Here is a 20,078-nt window from a genome sequence, read left to right on the forward strand (position 1 = left end):
CACGCGTCAAATATGTTCCCGATTCCGGTCAGCGCCCGGCGGTCGACGGCCGACGGCCGCCGAACCGTTCGACGAACCAGGCGCCGAGACGGCCGCCGAGCGAGCCAAGCAGCGCACCCAGCCCGAACAGTGCCGCGACGAGGACGACCAGAACGACGACCTGCACCGCGCGAAACCACGCCGGTTCGGCGAGGCCGGCGACGAAGCCGCCCAGGTCGGCCCCCATCCAGAGCGCGGGCAGCGAGCCGACCAGGCCGGCCCGGAACCCGGTCCGAGTGCCAGAGAGCCCCTGCCGCCGGGCGAGTGTGCCGGCCAGCAGGCCGCCGAGAAACACGACGTTGAGGCTCAGTTCGGTGCCGGTCTGCCAGTAGGCGGCCGCCGTGACCGGGAGCGAGACGAGGCCGCCGACGAGCGCGTACGTCCAGACGGCGCGTGTGGTCCGGGTGGAGGGGTCGGTCGGGGACATCGCCGGACGTACACACCGAAATCACAAAAACGCAGGTGCTGCCGATCCGGGTGTGAGCGGTGTCGACCGCGGGTGGCCGGTTCGGTCCCGAGTCGATTTATCCCCGGCCCTCCAATCGGTGCCATGGTCGAGTACCAGCCGGGGGTCTGTAACATCGGGGCCGACCAGCGTCGGGCACGCCGGCTCTCCGGTGTCGGGTCGTTCGGTGTCGCGGCGGCAATCGTCATCGCGGTGGCGCTCGGGCAGCTGCCCGACACCGCGCTGTGGGCGACCGCGCCCTTCCTCTTTGGCGGGTGGGTCGGCGTCCTCCAGGACTACTTCCAGTTTTGCGTCGCCTTCGGGGCGCTTGCCCGCTACGACCTCTCCGGGTCGGGCGGGTCCAGCGGCGCCGTCGCGGAACGCGAGGCGGTCAGGGCCGACCGGAAGCGCGCCCTCCGGATTCTCGCCGTCGCCGGGGTCCTGGCCGTGGCGACCACCGGCGCCGTCGTCCTCCTCGACGGCGCGCTCTAGACGACTGCCAGTCCCCGGGGCACCTGGTCGGAGGCGTCTCGCCAGGGGCCAACCGCGTCCCACTCGCGGCCGTCGGCCGACCGGAAGAGGCCGTGGTTGGTGAGCGCGTAGAAGGCCTCGTCGTCGGTCGCGAGCACCGCCCGGGCGAGTCCGTCGGGGGCGGGCAGGCCCGCCATCGACCGCGTCCACGCCCCGCCCGTCCGGCGGTAGAGGTAACTCTCGCCGGTCGTGCTGTGGGCCGCGTACGGACCGCTCGCGGCGGCGACGACGACCACGTCCGGGTCCTCGGGGTGGACGGCGACGCTCCAGACGTACTGGTGGTCCAGCCCCGTCTGCGGGGCCGTCCACGTCTCGCCACGGTCGTCCGAGCGCGCGTAGCCGTCGCCCGCGGCGGTGTAGACCCGGTCGGGGGCGTCAGGGTGGGTCGCGAGCGTGTGGTTGTCCCGCCGGGCGCCGTCGGGGTGGTCGACCCACGTCGCACCGCCGTCGGGAGAGCGGACGAACGCCCCGGCCTCGATGGCGACGTACAGCTGCTCGGGGTCGTCCGGGGCGACCGCCATCCAGCGGACGTGATGCGTGTGGGGGCGGGGCGGGAACGACCAGCGCGGGGCCGACGGCAGCTCTGTCAGCCCCTCGCGCCCGGTCCAGGACCTGCCGCCGTCCGTCGACCGGTAGACCGCGCTGGGTTCGGTCCCCGCCCACACCACCTCGGGGTCGTGGGGACTGACGGTGACGCCAGTGACCCGGTCGCCGGCCTCGAGCGCAGCGGTCCACGTCTCGCCGCCGTCCGCCGTCCGCTGGAGGCCCGCCTCGACGGTGCCGACGAACGCCCGTTCGGGGGCCGCCGCGTCGGCCGCGACGCACTCGACGGTCCGGCCCCGGAGCCGGTCGGTCCACTCCGTGCCGTCGCCGACCAGCACGCGGTCCGTGAGTCCGCCGTAGACGTACATGACCCACCGTTGGCGTCGGCGCGACAGAAATCTGTTGGCGGCGCGACCGGTCAGAGCCGCCGGTCGAGGAAGTCCGCGAGCAGGCGAAAGCGGCGTTTCTTCTGTTCGACGTCCGAGGGGACGTGACTCTCCCCGCCGAGTTCGACGTACTCGTAGTCGCCCTCCTCGGCCTCCGTGTAGCCGTAGGTGTCGAGTGCCCGGCGGAACCGGCGGGCCTGCGAGCCCGGGACGCCCCGGTCGGTGACGTCGTGGAGCACCAACAGCGGGGCCGAGAGGTTGCTGACGTAGTCGACCGGCGAGCGCTCCCGGTACTGGTCGGGGGTGTCCGCGGGCGTCTCGAGGGTCTTCTCCAGCAGTTCCGTCCGGTAGTGTGGCATCGTCGTCTCGTACATACGCGGCCGGTCGGTCAGCCCGGTCCAGGCGACCCCCGCGTCGTAGAGGTCCGGGTACTGGACCAGCTGCCAGTACGTCGAGTCCCCGCCGTAGGACGCGCCGAAGACGGCGACGCGGTCGGGGTCGATCCAGATGCGCTCCGCGACGACGTGTTCGGTCACCGTCGCCACGTCGCCCTGTTCGGCCCCGCCCCGATCGTCGTACAGCTCGCGGACGAACGACCGGCCGCGACCGGACGACCCGCGGTAGTTCACCTGGAGAACGCTGTAACCCTGCTGGACGAGGAACTGTGCGTACCGGTCGAACGCCTTCGTGTTCATCGTCCGCGGCCCGCCGTGGGGGGTGACGACGAGCGGCGACGGCCGCGCCCCCGAGTCGTACAGTAGCGCCCCGATCTCCAGGGACGCGGCCGGTTCGTGTTCGACGGCCGCCTGGCGCGTCGCCGGGACGCCGTCGGACTCGACGGTGACGTACTCCGCCTCGGCGAAATCAGACGGGCTGAACGGACCGTACTCCGCGCCCAGTACCGTCGAGGCCTCCTTGGTGGCGAGGTCGTAGACGAGGACCTCCGGCCGCTGTGTCGGCGTCGTGTGGGTCAACAGGAGACGGTCGTCGCCCAGGGTGGCGGTTCGCCCGAACGAACTGACCCCCTCCGGCAGGTAGACCGGCTCCTCGCCGCGTCCCCCGACGTCGTAGACGACCGGCAGCGTCGTCGCTTCGCGGGTCCGGAGCGCGACGACTCGCTCGCCGTCTGGCAGAAAACAGTGTGGCTCCTCCTCGTACCCACTGCCGAACCAGTGAACGCCGCCCGTCTCGAGGTCGTAGACGGCGCTCCGCATCAGGTCGGCGCTGTTGTCCGCGACGAGCAGACGATTGCCCCCGGGCCCCCAGTCGACGGGCACCGTCTCCGCGCCCGTCTCGCCGATGGGCAGGACCCGCGGGTCCGACCCGTCGGCCGCGGCGACGTAGACGTCGAGGTTCTCGAAGTCCGCCGTCTCGTTGGTTGCGTAGGCGACGTGCTCGCAGTCCGGGGAGAGTTCCGCATTCCGGACGGGCCGTTCGTACTCAGTGAGTTTCGTCGTCTCGCCGGTCCGCAGGTCGTGGCAGTAGAGGTTCCGCTGGCCGTCGCGGGTCCCGCCCAGGAGGAGCGTCCGCCCGTCCGCGCCGACGTCCTCGACGGTCACCTGGCCGTCCATCCGGACCACCGGTTCGACGCGGCCCTCGGCGTCGATGGCGTAGACGTCGTTTTGCTCGTCGCCGGCCTCGTCGCGGTGGAAGAACACCCGGTCGCCGTCGGCGCTCCACTCGACGTGCCAGCGTGGGTCCCCGGGTACCTCGCCGTCGCTCCACTGGGTCAGTGTGCCCGTCTCGACGTCGACGACGTGGAGTTCGTTGCGCCCGGTCCCGTCGTAGTACAGGGCGACGGCCTCGCCGTCGGGCGACGCGGTGGGATGAGCGATGGTCGGGAGCTCGGCCAGCGCCTCGAGCGAGTCTCCACCGTCGAGTAATGTCATTCTATCTGACACCTTGTGCGAGTCCCAGATAACGTTTCGGTTATCACGTCCACCGGATGCCGACCATCACGAAGACGATAGCCAGCTGCATCAGGCCCTGGATACCGCCCAGCTTGGCGTTTCGCATCCCGATGTCCGATATGAGGTCGACGTCGGGGTCCGCCGAGACCACCTGCCGGTAGATGCGTATCTCGCCGGGGAGGATGACGCCGAAGCCCTGCACCGACAGCAGCGTGACGATCGCCAGCGCCGCGACGATCCACGGCGAGGTCATCGCGAACTCCGGCAGGGTCGTCACCAGATACGCCCCCGACCCGACCACTGCCACGCCGAGCGCCACGAGCGTCTTCGGGTCGGTCAGCGCGTCGAACTGGTACCCGATGAGCACCACCACGGGGATCAGCGTCGCCGCCGTCATGAGCGCCAGCCACGGGTCGGCGTTGGGGAACTTCCCGAGTCTGAGCGCCAGCACGATGCCGCCGACGATGGTCACCACCGCCAGCGCCGGCATCAGGAAGGTCATCTTCGGCGTGAACGTCGTGAAGAACGCCGCCCGCTGTTCGGGTTCCTGGCTGCCCAGCACCGGCCCCAGCACCAGCCCCATGAACAGGTCGATGCCGGTCCACAGCACCCCGGCCATCACGTGGACGTACGTGAGCGACCTGAGGTTCCCGGTCACCAGCGCGGCCGCGAGCGCCAGGAGCGGCACCGCCACCGCCCCCACCGCGAACGCCGGGTTCGCCTGTTGCGCGAGTCCCCCGAGACCCCGTTTCCGTTGCACCTGGTCAGATGTCGCACCTGCCATGTCCGCGGCCTCAATCGCCGAAAACAAAAACGTTGGTCCGCAGTCGGCCAGGGGGTCGACCCACCCTGTCTCAGTCGTCGTCGGCGGCCGGCTGGGCCACCTCGCGGTCGGCCCGTGGCCCCTCCAGGTCGACGCTGGGCAGCAGGTCGCGGAGGTACTGGCCGGTGTAGGACTCCTCGGTCCGTGCGACCTCCTCCGGGGTACCCGCGGCAACGAGCGTCCCGCCGTTCTCCCCGCCCTCCGGTCCGAGGTCGAGGATGTGGTCGGCGTTCTTCACCAGGTCCAGCTCGTGCTCGATGACCACCACGGTGTTGCCGTCGTCGGTCAGGCGGTGGAGCACGTCGATGAGCTTTCGCTCGTCCTCGGGGTGGAGCCCGGTGGTGGGCTCGTCCAGCAGATAGAGCGTCTCGCCGGAATCTTTCTTGCCCAGTTCCTCTGCGAGTTTGACGCGCTGTGCCTCCCCGCCCGAGAGGGTGGTCGAGGGCTGGCCGAGTTTCATGTAGTCCAGCCCGACGTCCTTCAGGAGCTGGAGGCGCCGCCGGATGCCGCTGTGGCTCTCGAAGAAGTCGTAGGCCTCCTCGACGGTCATCTCCAGGACGTCGGCGATGGTCGCGCCCTTGTACGTGACGTCCAGCGTCTCGTCGTTGTAGCGGGCGCCGCCACACTCCTCGCAGGGCACCTCCACGTCCGAGAGGAAGTTCATGTCGATGGTGACGGTGCCCTGGCCGCCACACCCCTCACAGCGGCCGCCCTTGACGTTGAAGGAGAACCGCCCTTTCTCGTAGCCCCGCTGTTTCGAGAGGCTGGTCTCGGCGAACAGCTCGCGGATGTGGTCGAAGACGTTGGTGTAGGTCGCGGGGTTCGACCGGGGCGTGCGGCCGATTGGCGACTGGTCGATCAACCGGACCGTCTCGATGTTGTCGATGCCCTCGATGGCGTCGTGCTCGCCGGGGTTCACGTCGGTGTCGTTCATCCGGCGCACGAGGCCCTTGTAGAGCACGTCGTGCATTAGCGTCGACTTACCCGACCCCGAGACGCCGGTGATGGCTGTGAACGTCCCCAGCGGGAACTCGATGTCGAGGTCCGCGAGGTTGTGCTGGCGGGCACCCCGCACGGTGAGCGTCCCGTCGCCCGGTCGACGCTCCTCCGGGACCGGAATCGCCCGCTCCCCGGAGAGGTACTCGCCGGTCACGGAGTCGTCGGCGGCCATCACCTCCTCGACGGGGCCGTTGACTACCACCTCGCCGCCGCGCCGGCCGGGACCCGGGCCCATGTCGATGATGTTGTCGGCCCGCCGCATCGTCTCGGTGTCGTGTTCGACGACCAGCAGGGTGTTGCCCAGGTCGCGCAGTTCCTCTAAGGTGTTCAGCAGGCGGTCGTTGTCGCGGTGGTGCAGGCCGATGGAGGGCTCGTCGAGCACGTAGAGGACGCCGACGAGTCCCGAGCCGATCTGCGTCGCCAGGCGGATGCGCTGGCTCTCCCCGCCCGAGAGCGTCGCGGCCTCGCGGTCCAGCGTCAGGTACTCCAGGCCGACCTCCTTCATGAAGCCCAGGCGGGCGCGGATCTCCTTGAGGATCTCCTCGGCGATCTTCCGGTCGCGCGCCGAGAGGTTCGCCTCCAGGCCCTCGAAGTGGGTCAGCGCGTCGCCGATCGACATCTGGTTGACCTCGGTGATGGCGGTGCCGTCCACCAGAACCGCGCGGGACTCGGCTTTCAGGCGCGTCCCCTCGCAGTCGGGACAGGTCGTCGTCGCCATGAAGTCCTCGATGTGCTCGCGGGCGCGGTCCGAGTCCGTCTCGACGTGCCGGCGCTCGAGATTGGGGATGACGCCCTCGAAGCGCTCGGTCTTCTCACGGGTGCCGTTCTTGGTGCGCCACTGGAAGTGGACGACGTCGTCGGTCCCGTAGAGGAACTGCCGGCGAATCCCCGGGTCCAGGTCCTCGAAGGGCGTGTGGACGGAGACGCCGAAGTGCTCGGCGACGTTGTCCAGCTGCCGGGAGTAGTACGTCCGGTCGTAGCTCCAGGGCTCGAAGACGTCTTTCAGCGGTTTACTCTCGTCGCGTACGACGAGGTCCTCGGCGACCTCCTTGGTCTCGCCGAGCCCCTCGCAGGCCGGACAGGCACCGTGCGGGGAGTTAAACGAGAACGACCGGGTCTCGATCTCGGAGATGTCGATGCCACAGTGGGTACAGGCGAGGTCCTCGGAGAGTTCGACGACCAGGCGGTCGTCGCTCCCGGCGTCCGCCTCGTCGTGGGCCAGGTCGCCCGTCCGACGGCTGGTCGACCCGCCGAGCGCGTCGGCCACACCCCCGGGCGGGTCCGGGAGGACGACCTTCAGCGTCCCCTCGGCCTCCCCGAGCGCCGTCTCGACGGAGTCGGTGATCCGCGATCGCGCCTCCGTCGAGACCGTGATACGGTCGACGACGACGTCGACGGTGTGGTCGTAGTTCTCGTCCAGGTCGGGGCGGTCCAGCGTGAGGTCGTACTCCTCGCCGTCGACCTCGACGCGGGCGTACCCGTCGCCGACGAGCTCGTCGAACAGGTCCTCGAAGGCGCCCTTCTGGTCGCGGACCACTGGCGCACACAGCTTCGCGCGGGTCCCCTCGGGGAGGTCGAGGAGGCGCGAGACCATGTTCTGGGCCGACTGCTCGCCCACCTCGCGGCCACACTCCGGGCAGTGCGGGACGCCGATGCGGGCATACAGCAGGCGGAGGTAGTCGTGGAGTTCCGTGACGGTCCCGACCGTCGAGCGGGGGTTGTTCGCGGCGTTCTTCTGGTCGATGGAGATCGCCGGCGAGAGCCCCTCGACGTTCTCGACCTGGGGCTTGTCCATCTGGCCCAGGAAGTTCCGGGCGTACGCCGACAGCGACTCGATGTAGCGCCGCTGGCCCTCGGCGTAGACCGTCTCGAAGGCGAGCGAGGACTTCCCCGACCCCGAGAGGCCGGTGACGACGGTGAGTTCCTCGCGGGGAATCTCCACGTCGACGTCCTTGAGGTTGTGTTCCGCTGCGCCCGTGACCTCGATGACGTCTTTACTCATCTATGGCGTGTCCAGGGATTGGGTCGGGGAAACGCTGTCGGTTGCGCCCGGACGAGGGGGCGCCGCGCCAACACGTTGAAGGTCCTGACCGGTGCATTCGGGGGTATGAGCACGCCCTCCACGTACGACATCAGCGGTCTCGCCCTCACCGACGACTCCTACACCGTCGAACAGAGCCTCGTGCGCAACAAGTACAAGGCGATGGACGCCGCCGGCAACGTCGTCCTCCGCGGCAAGCAGAAGCTGTTCAAACTCAAAGAGGAGTTCCCGTTCGTCGACGGGAACGGCGAGGACGTGTTCACGGTGAAAGCGGCGAGTATGCTCGACGTCGCCGGCAACTACGTCCTCACCGACTCCCGGACCGGCGAGGAGGTGGTCGTGCTGGACAACGACTTCTCCTTGCTACAGGACACCTGGCGGATTCGCGACCCGGGGACCGGCGAGGAACTGGCCCGAATCGACTCCCGCGGGGCGCTGGTGACGATACTCCGGAACGTCCTCCCGTTCGGCGAGTGGATTCCCCACAAGTACGAGATCACCGACGCGAACGGCGCTCACGTCGGGCGCATCGACGGCCAGTTCTCCCTGAAGGACCGCTACCAGATTATCATCGACGACGCCAGCGACGTGCCGACGGAACCGGTCGTCGCCGCGGCGATGGTCATCGACGCGATCCAGGGCAACTGAGGCGGGGGTGCTACGCTACCGGAACCCTTCTCTGGCTTCCGGTCAGAACGTGGGTATGCGCCGTCGACGCTTCCTCCGCAGTATCGGGGTCGCCAGCGTCGGTTCCGGCCTCGCCGTCGGAACCGCCCGTGGCCACCCGACGCCGACAGACGACGGTACCCCGGGCACGCCCGCCGGGACGCCGACCGGCGACGGGCCCCTTGGAGTCCTCGACCTCCCCGCTGCTCACGAGGCCGTCGTCAGCCCAGACGGCCACACGGCGTACGTCGCTATCGGCGACGGGTTCGTCGTCGTCGACATCGAGTCACCGTCGGACCCGCGGCGTCTCGGCACACAGACAGACCTGCTGGCCGACAGCGCCGACGGCCCCATGCAGCGCGTCCAGGACCTCGCCGTCAGCGGGTCCCGGTTGCTGGTCGTCGGGCCGGCACACCCCAGCGAGGGGGCCCGCGGCCTCGTGGTCTACGACGTGAGCGACCGCCGGGACCCACGGCGAGTCGCCGGCTACGAGTTCGACTCGACCGTCCACAACTGCGACTTCGACGGCCGCTTCGCCTACCTGACCGCCAACAGCCGCGAGGCGAACCCGCTGGTCGTCGTCGACACGGAAACCGAACGCGAGGCCGGCACGTGGTCGCTGTTCGACGTCGACGCACGCTGGCGGGACGTCTCGCCCGGCCTGCGCTCGCTGCACGACGTCACCGTCCAGGGGGACCGCGCCTACCTCGCTCACTGGGACGCCGGGACGTGGATACTCGACGTCTCGGACCCGACCGCGCCCGAACTCGTCTCGAAGGTGCGGGGCCGGGACCCGGCGACGCTTGCGGCCGTCGACGACCCCGGGCGCGAGAGTCGCGTCCCGCCCGGCAACGACCACTACGTCACCGTCGGCGAGGACGCGGCACTCCTGGGGGTGGGAAGCGAGACGTTCGGCCTCGAGGGCGGCGCCGGCGGGCCGAGCGGCATCGAGCTGTTCGACGTCAGCGACCCGACGGCGCCCCGGGCCCTCGCGACCATCGAGCCGCCACCCTCGGAGAACCCGACGCGCGACGGCGTCCTGACGACGGCCCACAACTTCGAACTCGTCGATGGGCGGTGTTACGCCTCGTGGTACCTCGGCGGCCTCACGGTCCACGACGTCTCCGACCCGACGGCCCCCCGCGAGGTGTTCGCCTGGCGCGACAGCCAGCGCGCGTCGTTCTGGACCGCCCAGCGGGCCGCGGGAACAGTCGCCGCCACCAGCACGAACGCGCTCGGCGGGGTCGAGGTCCAGCCCGGGCTCTACACCTTCCCGGACCCGCCCCGGGACGGCGCGACGGGGACCGACGGCACGACGGGGACCGACGAGTCACAGGCCGGCGACGACCCGGCCGTCTCCGGTGCCGGCGGCGCGGGGTTCGGCGTCGGGGCGGCACTCTCGGCAGTCGCGCTGTGGGCCTGCCGGCACCGGCGCTGACCGGGCCTACTGCAGTGCGTTCTCGACGGCCGCCGCGACGCTCCGCGCCCGCTTTGCGAGTGCCTCCGGGACGTTCCCGGTCTCGACGGCTGCCGCGAGTTCGTCGTCGTCGACCCGCTCGACCGTCCCGTCCGGGTGTTTCACCACGTCGACGTGCAGGTCGACGTAGCGAGCCGCGTCCGGGAAGATCTCGACTGGGGTACAGACGTTGACGTAGGTTCCCTTCGCGGTCCCGTCGTCGCCGCGGTAGGTCGTCGGGTACCACCAGCGTCCCTCCTTGAGTTTCGTCAGGGCGACGTCACCGGCTTCCATAGGGGTGCCCAGCGCGTCGTAGGTCCCGCCGCCGCCCATCTCGCGTTCGATGGTCACCGTCCCGTCCGGGTCGACAGACTGGACCTCGCCGCTGCTCAGCGTGACGAGTCGGCCGTCGGGCTTGCCGTGGCCGACCCCCAGCGTGTCGCCCTCGCGGGGGCCGAACTGCCGGGCCGTCACGGCGAAGGGGAAGTCCGTCTCCTCGCCGGCACCGGGGTCGGCACACAGCGCCTCGACGTAGTCGACGGCGGCGCTGGCGGCCCGGTCGCCGGCCTTCACGCGGTGGTGGCCGGCCATCGTCGTCGTCACCGCGCGGCGGTGCTCGTCCAGCGCGAAGCGGCTCTCGCGGCCGAACCACACCCAGACCGTCCGCTCGTCGTCGACGTAGCCGGCGGGTGCAGTCTCCGCTGGCGGCGCCGCGTCCGCGAGTGCCGCGTCGATGGCCGCGGCCCGCTCGTTGGCCGCTTCGAGTGCGTCGGCCAGCGCGTCGAACCCGGCCTCGTCGCTCGCGGCCTCCCAGGAGACGCCCCAGCCCTCGCGGGGGGTGGCGTCGACGACGTCCAGCATCGCCGGGCCGCCCGCTGTGGTCGCGTTCGAGCGCCCGCGGGTCAGCGTCAGCACCTCGCCGCCGACGGAAAGCGTGGTCGAGAGCACCGGGCGGCCGTCCGTCCAGGGGGCGCTGGCGTCGACGACCTGGACGCGCAGGCAGTCACCCGTCTCGACCCGGTCGGCGGCGTTCCCGTAGGGGAGAAAGCCCTCGCCGTCGCCACAGTCCACGACGGCCCCGCTCCCCAGGGTCTCGGTCACCTCGCCCGCGTACACCGCGCCCGCTGGCAGCGGTGCGTCCCACCAGAGCGTGTCCCGGCCGAGGTCGGCGAGCAGGTCCAGGACCGCGTCGACGCGCTCGGGGTCGCCGACGACGCCGACGCCCTGCTGGTCGCCGGTCGTCTCGACGGCGACGGCGGCGTGCCGCGTGGCGAAGTCGGCGTCGAACCGTTCCCGTATCGGCCCCGACGCCTGCACCACGTCGACGCCCGCCTCGGTCAGCAGGTGGGTCAGCGCCGTCGCGTAGATGCCCCTGACCCGGACGGTCATAACACGTCCTCTGTGGCGCCAAAGCGGACCCGCGAATCGACCGTCGGGCCCAGCGACAGTTCGACGACGTCGTCGCCCAGCACCCGCCCGTCCTCGACGGGGACGCCCCACGTGTCGAACCGGAGGTACCCCCGGATGTCGTCGGCGTGCGTGAACAGGTCCAGGTACGCGACGTCGTGTTCCTGGATATCGCTCGAACTGTGGGCGAGGTCCATGTCGGAGTAGACCGTCCCTCGCCCCTCGAAGAAGGCCTCGAGGGACCCGGCCGCGTCTTCGGTTGCCTCGACGACGGCCGCCGACGCTGCCTCGATGGTCTCCTGGTCGACGCCGGCGTCGCGAAGCGCCCGCTGTTCGCGTCGTGTGAAGTGCATAGCCGACGTTCGACGGCCGGGGAAGAAAACGTCGTGGATTCAGGCCATCGCGTTCAGCACGAGCATCAGGATGCCAAAGAGGAGGCCGGAGGCGACGATCGTTCGCGGGTCGATACGGATGGTTTTCGTGTCCTCGGCGTCGAAGTACCGGACGAGTCCGGCACTGGACATCAGTCCGCCGCTGTCGCTGCTCATAGTCAATCCTGTCGTCTCAGGCCGCCTAAGCCTTTCGCCTTTGTCCGGGCGACCCCAGCCACCGGCGTCACGGACGTCCGGACGAGCGCCGGACGTCCCCCGTCTCGAGAATCCCGTCGGTTTCGCTCCGGAGAATCGACCGAACGCCAACTTATCGCCGCTATGACCCCTGTATTCGGGGTTGTGAGGCGTCAACACACATTGATAACCCTTATCTGATTTCACGGACAACGATGGGGAGAGTACAATGACGGTTACACTCATGGACTTCTACGCCGACTGGTGCGGTCCGTGCAAGACACAGGACCCGATTCTCGAGGAGCTCGAGGAGGAATGGGGTGACGTCGAGTTCGAGAAGATCGACGTCGACGAGGAGCAGGACATCGCCAACGAATACCAGGTCCGGTCGCTGCCGACGCTCATCATCGAGAACGACGACGGCATCGTCGAGCGGTTCGTCGGCGTGACACAGGCCGACGACATCGAAGCGGCACTGCAGCAGGCGAGCGCCTGAGCCGACTGTTCTCCAGCGGCGTTCGCGGCCGGCGTCGGCGGTGACCGCCGCAGTGGTCGTTCGCCCGCCTCCGCTGTCCCCGACACCGACAGCGTTACCCACCGCCCAGCCCATCGGTCGGGCATGGAACGCCGTGCGCTCGCGGTCGTCGTCGCGGCCGCCGTCGCACTCGTCCTCGCCGCCGTCGTCCTCCAGTCCGGCCTGTGGGTGAGCCTGCTCGGCGTCGGCGAGTACGAGGAGGGGACCGTGACCGTCCGCGAGGGGACAGACGCGGCCGGCGACGCGCCGACCCGGACGGCCACCGCGACCCCCGAGCCGGCCGGGACGACCGTCGCCGTTCGCAACGACTCGACCGGACCGGTGCTCGCGACGGTCGAGGTGCGTATCGCCGATACCTTCCAGCAGCGCTACGTCGGCCTCAGTGAGACGCCGTCGATGGGTCCCGACGAGGGGATGCTGTTCGTCCACGACGATGAGGGGCGTCACGCCTACGTGATGCGGAACATGTCCTTCGAGCTCGACATCGTCTTCGTCGCGGCCGACGGCACGATCACGACCATCCACCACGCCTCGCTCCCCCCGGAGGGGACGAGCAACTCCGACCTCGAACGCTACGAGGGTCGCGGGCTGTACGTCCTCGAGGTCAACCGGGGATGGGCCAACCGGACCGGTGTCGGCGTCGGCGACCGGGTCGAACTCCCCGACGCCGTCCGCTGACGGCGGCCCCGACGACCTTTTGCGCGTCCGGTCCAATCTGTGACCAATGGACATCGACGCGGCCACCGAGGACGACGCGTTCGAGGACGCCCGCGAGCGCGCCGACCGTCCGATGTTCCGGCTGTTCACGCAGTACGGGAAGGGACAGCGTCCCGCGTTCGTCGTCGGACTCGTCAGCTCCGTCGCCGCCCGGATGCTCGACCTGCTGCCGCCGCTCTTGCTGGCCGTCGCCATCGACGCCGTCATCCAGGACGAGACCGCGTTCTCGCTGTGGGGCGTCCCCGACGCGTGGCTCCCGACCGATCCGGTGGGACAGCTGTTCCTGACGACGGGACTCATCGCGGCCACGTTCGTCTTCGGGGCCCTGTTCCACTGGAGTCGCAACTGGGGGTGGAACAAGTTCGCCCAGCACGTCCAGCACGCGGTGCGGACCGACACCTACGAGACGATGCAGCGCCTGAACATGGACTTCTTCGCCGACAAGCAGACCGGCGAGATGATGTCGGTGCTCTCGAACGACGTCAACCGCCTCGAGAAGTTCCTCAACGACGGCCTGAACTCCGCCTCGCGGCTGATCATCATGGTCGTCGGCATCGCCGCCTACCTGTTTGTGATGAACTGGCAACTCGCGCTGGTGGCGCTGTTGCCCGTGCCGATCATCGCCGTGTTCACCAAGCGCTTCATCGAGACCATCCAGCCAAAGTACGCCGACGTGCGCTCGTCGGTCGGCGCGCTCAACTCCCGCCTGGAGAACAACCTCAGCGGCATCCAGATCATCAAGACGGCCAACACCGAACCCTACGAGGCCGACCGGGTCGAGGACAGCTCGCAGGACTACCTCGACGCCAACTGGGACGCCATCGAGACGCGGATCACCTTCTTCCCGGGTCTGCGGCTTGTCTCGGGGCTGGGCTTCGTCGTCACGTTCGTCGTCGGGGGTCTGATGGTTCTCGGTCGGCCCCCGGGGCCGATAACCACGACACTCAGCCCCGGGCAGTTCGTCGCGTTCATCATCTACACCCAGCGGTTCGTCTGGCCGATGGCCCAGTTCGGACAGATCATCAACATGTACCAGCGGGCCTACGCCTCCGCCGAGCGGGTCTTTGGCCTGATGGACACGCCGGGGCGACTCGAGGAGGCCGACGACGCCGCCCCGCTTCGCGTCACCGAGGGTGCCGTCGAGTACGCCGACGTCTCGTTTGGCTACGGCGAGGACGACCCTGTCGTCGAGGACGTGACCTTCGACGTCGAGGGCGGCGAGACGGTCGCGCTCGTCGGCCCCACGGGTGCCGGGAAGTCCACCCTGCTGAAACTCCTGATGCGGATGTACGACGTCGACGAGGGGGCCGTGCGCATCGACGGCCAGGACGTCCGGGACGTGACGATTCCGAGCGTGCGCCAGGCCATCGGCTACGTCAGCCAGGAGACGTTCCTCTTCTACGGGACGGTCCGGGACAACATCGCCTACGGCACGTTCGACGCCAGCGACGAGGCGATCGTCGCCGCCGCGAAGGCCGCCGAGGCCCACCAGTTCATCGAGAGCCTCCCGGAGGGCTACGACACGAAGGTCGGCGAACGCGGGATCAAACTCTCGGGCGGCCAGCGCCAGCGCATCGCCATCGCCCGCGCGATGCTGAAAGACCCGGAGATCCTCGTCCTCGACGAGGCGACCAGCGACGTCGACACGGAGACGGAGCTGCTCATCCAGCGCTCGCTGAACGAACTGACCGCCGACCGGACCACCTTCGCCATCGCCCACCGCCTCTCGACTATCAAGGACGCGGACGTCATCCTCGTCTTAGAGGACGGCCGCGTCGTCGAGCGTGGCACCCACGAGCGGCTCCTCTCCGAAGAGGGGCTGTACGCGAATCTCTGGGCGGTCCAGGCCGGCGAGATCGACGAACTGCCCGACGACTTTGTCCAGCGGGCGATTCGCCGGCGGGCGCGGACGGACGCCGACGACTGAGCCGGCCCGGAACCCCCCGTCGACGGCCTCTCGCCGGCAGAGCGTACGTTCAGACGACAGTCTGCGAAGGGCCACCCCCCCGGAAGGCATCGGGGGCGACGTGCCGATACCGCCCCGTCCTGCCCCACTTCGGTGCCCAATCAACGGGGCGAGGGCCGTCTGGCTGTTCACAATCGTACGCACTCACCCGACAACCGTTCCCAGTCAGGGCTGTGATTAAAGCGTCTGCGGTCGTACAGGTCTGTATGCGCGTCCTCGTCACTGGAGCGACAGGGTTCGTCGGCAGCCACCTCGTCCCGGCGTTGCGCGAGGTGGGCCACGAGGTGGTCGCGCTCGTCCGGGACCCCGCGACCTACGACGGGCCGGCGGGGGTCGAGGTGGTCCAGGGCGACGTACTCGACCCGGACCTCGCGCTTCCGAGCGTCGACGCCGCCTACTACCTCGTCCACTCGATGGGGGCGGGCGAGGACTTCGAGGAGCGCGACCGGCGGGCGGCCCGGAACTTCGTCGCAGCTGCCGACGCAGCGGGCATCGACCGCATCGTCTACCTCGGCGGCCTGGGGCACGAAGAGGACGACCTCTCCGATCACCTGCGGTCGCGGCGCGAGGTCGAGCGCCTGCTCGCCACCGGCGCGGCCGACCTGACGGTGCTCCGGGCGGCCATCATCATCGGCGACGGGTCCGCGAGCTTCCAGGTCATCCGCCAGCTCGCCAGGCGCCTCCCGGTGATGGTCACCCCGAGCTGGGTCCGGACGGACTGCCAGCCCATCTACGTCGACGACGTCGTCGCCTACCTCGTGGGCGTCCTCGAGACCCCCGAGACCGCCGGCCGGACGTTCGAAATCGGCGGCCCGGACGTACTGACCTACGAGGAGATACTGCTCCAGACCGCCGAGATTCTGTTCGACCGGCACCCGGTCATCGTCCCCGTGCCGGTCCTCTCGCCGGGGCTGTCGGCCCGCTGGCTCAGACTGGTGACCGACGTCCCCGTCAGCGTCGCCAAGCCGCTGGTCGACGGGCTCCAGAACTCGGTCGTGGTCACCGACGACAGCATCGAGTCGTACGTGTCCGTCGAGACGACGCCGTTCCGGGAGGCAGTCAGGCTGGCCGGCACGGAGCGCGACCGGGCAGAGCGCCGCCCCGTCGAAGCCTGAGTCACCCGCGCATGAGATTCATCACCTCCTCGGCGACGTCCGGTTCGACGGCGACGACGTAGCGCTTGCCGGCGTCGAGGGTCGTCTCCGGCCGGGCGATGCGGTTGCCGTCGTCGTCGGAGACGACCAGCGTCCCGGCCGGGAACCGGACCTCGGAGAGTTTCCGGCCGGCGGCCGGCGCGCCCTCGGCGACGCGGATCTGCATGATGTCGAGCGTCCCCGTGACGTCCGCGAGCGTCTCGACGTCGCTGCCGATGATCTCGTTCGCCGCGGTCCGGGCCCCCGCCAGTTCGGGGAACAGGACCGTGTCGACGAACCGGGTGTACGACTCCTTGGCCCGGGTGTCGATGCGCGCGACGGTCCGGATGCCCGGCGTCATCTCCTTGGCCTCCATGCAGACCGCGAGGTTCAGGCCCGCCTGGCCGGTCAGGCCGGCGATGGCGTCGGCGCCCTCGACGCCGGCCTGTTCCAGTATCGACGGGTTCGAGGCGTCGCCGGAGATCACCGTCGCGACGTACTCGTCGGAGACGGCGTCGGCCCGCTCCTGGTCGCGTTCGACGACGGTGACGTCGTGGCCCCGGTCGTCGAGGATGGTCGCTGTTTCGAAGCCGACACGGCCGCCGCCCGCGACGATGACGTCCAGTTTGCTTACCATGGTTCAGTCGTCCTCCAGGGGAACCTGCTCCTTGCCGGCCGCCGTCCCCTCGGCGGCGCCCGGGTCCGTACGAAGGCGATTCAGTGCGACGTAGGTGACCACGCCCAGCCCGATCCACGCGCCGCTGAGTGCCAGCGCCAGCGGGTCGGTTCGGACGAGGAAATCGATCAGCACGACGGTCAACACGAGGTTCAACACGATGCCGATGACCGGTGGCGCCGGGTAGAACGGCATCTCGTAGGGTCGGTTCATGTCGGGTCGCTCCCGGCGCAGCTTGATGACCGAGCCGTTGACGACGATAAAGGAAAGCAGGAAGAAGAGACTCGACATGTTACCGGCGCTCTGGGTGGGCAAGACGACCGACCCGAGCATCACCGCCGCCGAGGCGACGATGGCGACGAACGGCGTCCCGTAGCGGTGGTGAATCTGGCCGAACGACGGGAGCAACTGCCCCTCTCGCCCCATCGAGAAGGCGACCCGCGAGGAGGCGATGACGACGGCGTTCAGCGCCGTCAGCGTCGAGAACACCGCCCCGAAGACGATGATGGCTCCGCCGTTCTGGATGATGGGCAGCCCCGTCGGCATGAACGACGTCGCCGCCTGCGCGATGCCGGCCTCGCCGGCCTCGGCCAGTCCCTGTGCACCCAGGGTCCCGACGGCGACGGTCACGACGGCGAGGTAGACGACCACCGTGACCGCGAGGCTCACGAAGATGGCTTTCGGGATGTTCTCGCGGGGGTTCTCGACCTCCTCGGTGACCGTGGTGATGAGGTCGTACCCCTCGAAGGCGATGAACGTCAGCCCCATCGCGGGGAGGATTGCCAGCGCGCCTCCATCCGCCGGGAACAGGGGCTGGAACTCCGCCGTCGAGAACATCGGTGCCGTCGCGCCGAAGGCGACGAACACCACGAGGATGCTCACCTTGATGATGGTAAAGGCCGTCTCGAGGCTCCCGCTGGCGGCCGTCGAGACGGCGTTCAGCGAGACCAGTCCCAGGACCGCCGCGAACGCGAGCAAGAAGGGGGCGGGGAGTGCGAGGTCCACGACCGGGAGCGCGACGGCGCCCACTTCCTCGGGCGCCGGCACGAGGCCGTAGACGTGCAGCAGCTCCAGGAAGTTCGGGGCGAAACCCAGCGCGTACAGCGCGCCGGCGATCATGTACGCGAACCAGAGCATCCAGCCCATCAGGTACGACGGGAGGTCGGCGAACACCTCGCGGACGAAGGCGTACCCGCCGCCGCTCTTGGGAATCGAAGCGGCGAGCTCGGCATAGGACAGACCGGTGAAGGCCGTGACGACGCCGTTGAGTGCGAACACGAGAATCGCCGCGGGCCCGGCTATCTCGGCGGCCAGGCCCGTGAGAACGAAGATGCCGGCGCCGATCATCGCGCCCATGCCGATCATCGTCGCATCGAGCAGGCCCAGATCGGCCTCCGGCGAGCGGTCCTGCTGGCTCACCTTCGCCTCCGTGCGTGATTCGCCGTCTCTCGGGTCCGCGGCCCTCGCCGGCACGGACCGGGTCGGGGCCGTCTCGTGATTCTTCCGTCTCCGGACGGACTCTCGCGCATCACCGGCATAATCTGTCCGTTCCCACTTTTAATTCGGGGGTGATTGGCGCGAGCCGAGAACCGTCGGTACCTTCAGACGACGGCGGTCCGGTCGGATAAACGATTATTACGGAGTGTCATGTAGTTGCATGACATGACAACGGCGTATCTGGCGAGTACGGGAGTGATGGGCCTGCTCGTGGTCGGCGTGTTGCTGTGGCTCGGACGGGCCCGCGGGTGGTATCAGTACTCACCGGCCGTCTCCAGCCATGGGTGGTCGCCCGGCGTCCAGCGGGCGAGCACGCTCGACCGACTGACCGGCAACACGTCCGCGTGGGTCGTCGCGTTCACGCTGCTCGTCGTCGGCTTCGTCGTCGGCGGAGTGGCGGTCATCTCCGCGCCCGACGGGAGCGGCGGTCTCGCCGGGCCCGCCCTCGCCGCCGGCGGGGGGCTGGTGCTCGTCGGCTATCTCCTCTTTGGCGTCTACCTCTCGGCGAAGCGCCGGGGCCACCCGAGCTCCCTCGCGGCCGCAGAGTCCGCCACCGTCGCGGGCACGCTGTTCCTCGTCGCCATCACCGTGACGCTCTTGTTGCCCTGAGGCAGCGACGAACGGGTAACAGCGTTGGTATCGTCGATATATACGTATCTCCACTCTACTCTGACCAGGATGAACGGGACCACCCGGCTTTCAATTCTCCACGTCGACGACGACCCCGACCTGCTGGACCTCGTCAAGCTCCAGCTCGAACGGGAGGGAAACGGCGTCGAATGTGCGGTTCGAACCGAGTCGTCCCCGAGGGCGGCCCTCGACCTGCTACGGGACGAGGAGACGGCGCTGGACTGTGTCATCAGCGACTACAACATGCCCGAGATGAACGGCATCGAGTTCCTGCGGGCGGTCCGGGAGTCCCACCCCGAGCTCCCCGTCTTACTGTTCTCGGGCGCGGAGACCGGCGACATCGCCGCCGAAATCGTCGAGGTGGGTCTCACGGACTACCTGCGCAAGGGATACGGGCTGGACCAGTACACGATGTTGATCCGCCGGGTGTCCCACGCCGTCGAGTCCGACGGCGCGTTCGACCCCGAGACGGAGACGGAACTCGACGGCGTCGGCGTCGTCGGGCGGGACGAACTCTTCGACGACGTCGACGACACCTACGCCTCGTTGTACGGCTACTCGGCGGACGAACTCACCGGGAAACACTGGACGGAACTCCATCCCGAGGCGGAGGTCGAGCACATCCGCACGCACGTCCTGCCCGTCGTCGAGCGTGGCGGCAAGTGGACCGGGCGGAGCGAGGGACTCCGCTCGGACGACTCGCGGTTCACGGAGTCGAAACTCGTGACGGCGCTGGACGACGGCCGCCTGCTCATCGCCGTCTCGGAACTCGACGACTCGACGATCCGGAAGCAGGCCTGAGCCCCCTCGTCTCCGGCAGTCGGTCCTCTGGCGGCCGGCGCCTCAGACGATGGAGTACGCCGCCGCCCCGGTCAGCGCGATGGCACCGAGCGTCCCGCCCAGTATCATGTAGGTGACCGCGCGCGGTTCGGAGACGAGATGTTGGTAGTACGCGGCGACGCCGACGGCCTTGATGACCGACAGCACCATGATGACGCCGAACGCGAGCCAGTACGCGCTGTCGACGAGGCCGACGAACTCCACGACGGCCTGGATGGTCGCGAACACGAACAGTACGACGTATATCAGGGTGTAGCCTTTCCAGTCCATGG

Annotated in this window: 20 protein-coding genes; 9 read left to right on the top strand and 11 right to left on the bottom strand. The window is 69.2% G+C overall.

Annotation, left to right across the window (positions count from 1 at the left end):
- Nucleotides 1–28: 28 nt before the first annotated feature.
- Entirely contained in the window at nucleotides 29–466 is a 438-nt protein-coding gene (locus P1K88_RS05595; RefSeq protein ID WP_276413213.1) for a DUF5518 domain-containing protein, read from the bottom strand.
- 123 nt (nucleotides 467–589) lie between these two features.
- Here P1K88_RS05595 and P1K88_RS05600 point away from each other — a divergent pair, with 123 nt between their 5' ends.
- Nucleotides 590–976 (top strand): hypothetical protein, encoded by a 387-nt coding sequence (locus P1K88_RS05600; protein ID WP_276413215.1) that lies wholly within the window; start codon nucleotides 590–592, stop codon nucleotides 974–976.
- Here the strand turns inward: P1K88_RS05600 and P1K88_RS05605 are convergent.
- The 4 genes from P1K88_RS05605 to uvrA form a co-directional block, all read right to left on the bottom strand.
- Complete coding sequence (locus tag P1K88_RS05605; protein ID WP_276413216.1) at nucleotides 973–1,926, bottom strand: WD40/YVTN/BNR-like repeat-containing protein; 954 nt, start codon at nucleotides 1,924–1,926, stop codon at nucleotides 973–975. The genes P1K88_RS05600 and P1K88_RS05605 overlap by 4 nt on opposite strands.
- 50 nt (nucleotides 1,927–1,976) lie before the next feature.
- On the bottom strand, nucleotides 1,977–3,833 hold the full coding sequence (locus tag P1K88_RS05610) for a S9 family peptidase (RefSeq protein WP_276413217.1): 1,857 nt from the start codon (nucleotides 3,831–3,833) through the stop codon (nucleotides 1,977–1,979).
- Between the two features lie 43 nt (nucleotides 3,834–3,876).
- Complete coding sequence (locus P1K88_RS05615) at nucleotides 3,877–4,638, bottom strand: hypothetical protein (protein WP_276413218.1); 762 nt, start codon at nucleotides 4,636–4,638, stop codon at nucleotides 3,877–3,879.
- 70 nt (nucleotides 4,639–4,708) lie between these two features.
- Entirely contained in the window at nucleotides 4,709–7,678 is a 2,970-nt protein-coding gene (uvrA, locus tag P1K88_RS05620) for an excinuclease ABC subunit UvrA (protein ID WP_276413219.1), read from the bottom strand.
- Between the two features lie 105 nt (nucleotides 7,679–7,783).
- Between uvrA and P1K88_RS05625 the strand changes: the two genes are divergently transcribed.
- Both P1K88_RS05625 and P1K88_RS05630 read left to right on the top strand, forming a co-directional pair.
- Entirely contained in the window at nucleotides 7,784–8,365 is a 582-nt protein-coding gene (locus P1K88_RS05625) for an LURP-one-related/scramblase family protein (protein ID WP_276413221.1), read from the top strand.
- A 55-nt stretch (nucleotides 8,366–8,420) separates the two neighbouring features.
- On the top strand, nucleotides 8,421–9,821 hold the full coding sequence (locus P1K88_RS05630; protein WP_276413222.1) for an LVIVD repeat-containing protein: 1,401 nt from the start codon (nucleotides 8,421–8,423) through the stop codon (nucleotides 9,819–9,821).
- Between the two features lie 6 nt (nucleotides 9,822–9,827).
- On the opposite strand, the gene P1K88_RS05635 is transcribed toward P1K88_RS05630, so the two are convergent.
- The 3 genes from P1K88_RS05635 to P1K88_RS05645 are packed head-to-tail and all read right to left on the bottom strand — an operon-like array spanning nucleotide 9,828 to nucleotide 11,794.
- On the bottom strand, nucleotides 9,828–11,228 hold the full coding sequence (locus P1K88_RS05635) for a ribonuclease FAU-1 family protein (protein ID WP_276413223.1): 1,401 nt from the start codon (nucleotides 11,226–11,228) through the stop codon (nucleotides 9,828–9,830).
- On the bottom strand, nucleotides 11,225–11,599 hold the full coding sequence (locus P1K88_RS05640) for a DUF7532 family protein (RefSeq protein ID WP_276413225.1): 375 nt from the start codon (nucleotides 11,597–11,599) through the stop codon (nucleotides 11,225–11,227). Before P1K88_RS05640 ends, P1K88_RS05635 begins: the two co-directional genes overlap by 4 nt.
- 39 nt (nucleotides 11,600–11,638) lie before the next feature.
- Nucleotides 11,639–11,794 (bottom strand): preprotein translocase subunit Sec61beta, encoded by a 156-nt coding sequence (locus P1K88_RS05645; RefSeq protein ID WP_276413226.1) that lies wholly within the window; start codon nucleotides 11,792–11,794, stop codon nucleotides 11,639–11,641.
- A 247-nt stretch (nucleotides 11,795–12,041) separates the two neighbouring features.
- Between P1K88_RS05645 and trxA the strand changes: the two genes are divergently transcribed.
- The 4 genes from trxA to P1K88_RS05665 all read left to right on the top strand — a co-directional run bounded on the left by trxA (nucleotide 12,042) and on the right by P1K88_RS05665 (nucleotide 16,145).
- The gene (trxA, locus tag P1K88_RS05650; RefSeq protein ID WP_276276444.1) at nucleotides 12,042–12,308 is read left to right on the top strand and encodes a thioredoxin; all 267 of its coding nucleotides are present in this window, start codon (nucleotides 12,042–12,044) and stop codon (nucleotides 12,306–12,308) included.
- Between the two features lie 123 nt (nucleotides 12,309–12,431).
- Complete coding sequence (locus P1K88_RS05655) at nucleotides 12,432–13,025, top strand: DUF192 domain-containing protein (protein ID WP_276413228.1); 594 nt, start codon at nucleotides 12,432–12,434, stop codon at nucleotides 13,023–13,025.
- Nucleotides 13,026–13,071: 46 nt separating this feature from the next.
- The gene (locus P1K88_RS05660) at nucleotides 13,072–14,991 is read left to right on the top strand and encodes an ABC transporter ATP-binding protein (protein WP_276413229.1); all 1,920 of its coding nucleotides are present in this window, start codon (nucleotides 13,072–13,074) and stop codon (nucleotides 14,989–14,991) included.
- A 245-nt stretch (nucleotides 14,992–15,236) separates the two neighbouring features.
- The gene (locus P1K88_RS05665) at nucleotides 15,237–16,145 is read left to right on the top strand and encodes an NAD(P)H-binding protein (protein WP_276413231.1); all 909 of its coding nucleotides are present in this window, start codon (nucleotides 15,237–15,239) and stop codon (nucleotides 16,143–16,145) included.
- 1 nt (nucleotide 16,146) lies between these two features.
- Here P1K88_RS05665 and P1K88_RS05670 read toward each other — a convergent pair whose 3' ends face one another.
- Together P1K88_RS05670 and P1K88_RS05675 are read right to left on the bottom strand one after the other, a co-directional pair.
- Nucleotides 16,147–16,800, bottom strand: a complete 654-nt coding sequence (locus P1K88_RS05670) for a potassium channel family protein (protein ID WP_276413232.1) — start codon at nucleotides 16,798–16,800, stop codon at nucleotides 16,147–16,149.
- 3 nt (nucleotides 16,801–16,803) lie between these two features.
- The gene (locus P1K88_RS05675; RefSeq protein ID WP_336407607.1) at nucleotides 16,804–18,204 is read right to left on the bottom strand and encodes an APC family permease; all 1,401 of its coding nucleotides are present in this window, start codon (nucleotides 18,202–18,204) and stop codon (nucleotides 16,804–16,806) included.
- 297 nt (nucleotides 18,205–18,501) lie between these two features.
- Here P1K88_RS05675 and P1K88_RS05680 point away from each other — a divergent pair, with 297 nt between their 5' ends.
- Both P1K88_RS05680 and P1K88_RS05685 read left to right on the top strand, forming a co-directional pair.
- On the top strand, nucleotides 18,502–18,945 hold the full coding sequence (locus P1K88_RS05680; protein WP_276413237.1) for a hypothetical protein: 444 nt from the start codon (nucleotides 18,502–18,504) through the stop codon (nucleotides 18,943–18,945).
- 69 nt (nucleotides 18,946–19,014) lie between these two features.
- On the top strand, nucleotides 19,015–19,767 hold the full coding sequence (locus P1K88_RS05685) for a response regulator (protein ID WP_276413239.1): 753 nt from the start codon (nucleotides 19,015–19,017) through the stop codon (nucleotides 19,765–19,767).
- Nucleotides 19,768–19,809: 42 nt separating this feature from the next.
- Here the strand turns inward: P1K88_RS05685 and P1K88_RS05690 are convergent, their stop codons facing one another.
- On the bottom strand, nucleotides 19,810–20,076 hold the full coding sequence (locus tag P1K88_RS05690) for a cytochrome C oxidase subunit IV family protein (protein WP_276413240.1): 267 nt from the start codon (nucleotides 20,074–20,076) through the stop codon (nucleotides 19,810–19,812).
- Nucleotides 20,077–20,078: the final 2 nt, after the last annotated feature.

Origin of the sequence: Haloarcula halobia (assembly GCF_029338255.1) — an archaeon.
GTDB classification, from domain to species: Archaea; Halobacteriota; Halobacteria; order Halobacteriales; family Haloarculaceae; genus Haloarcula; species Haloarcula halobia.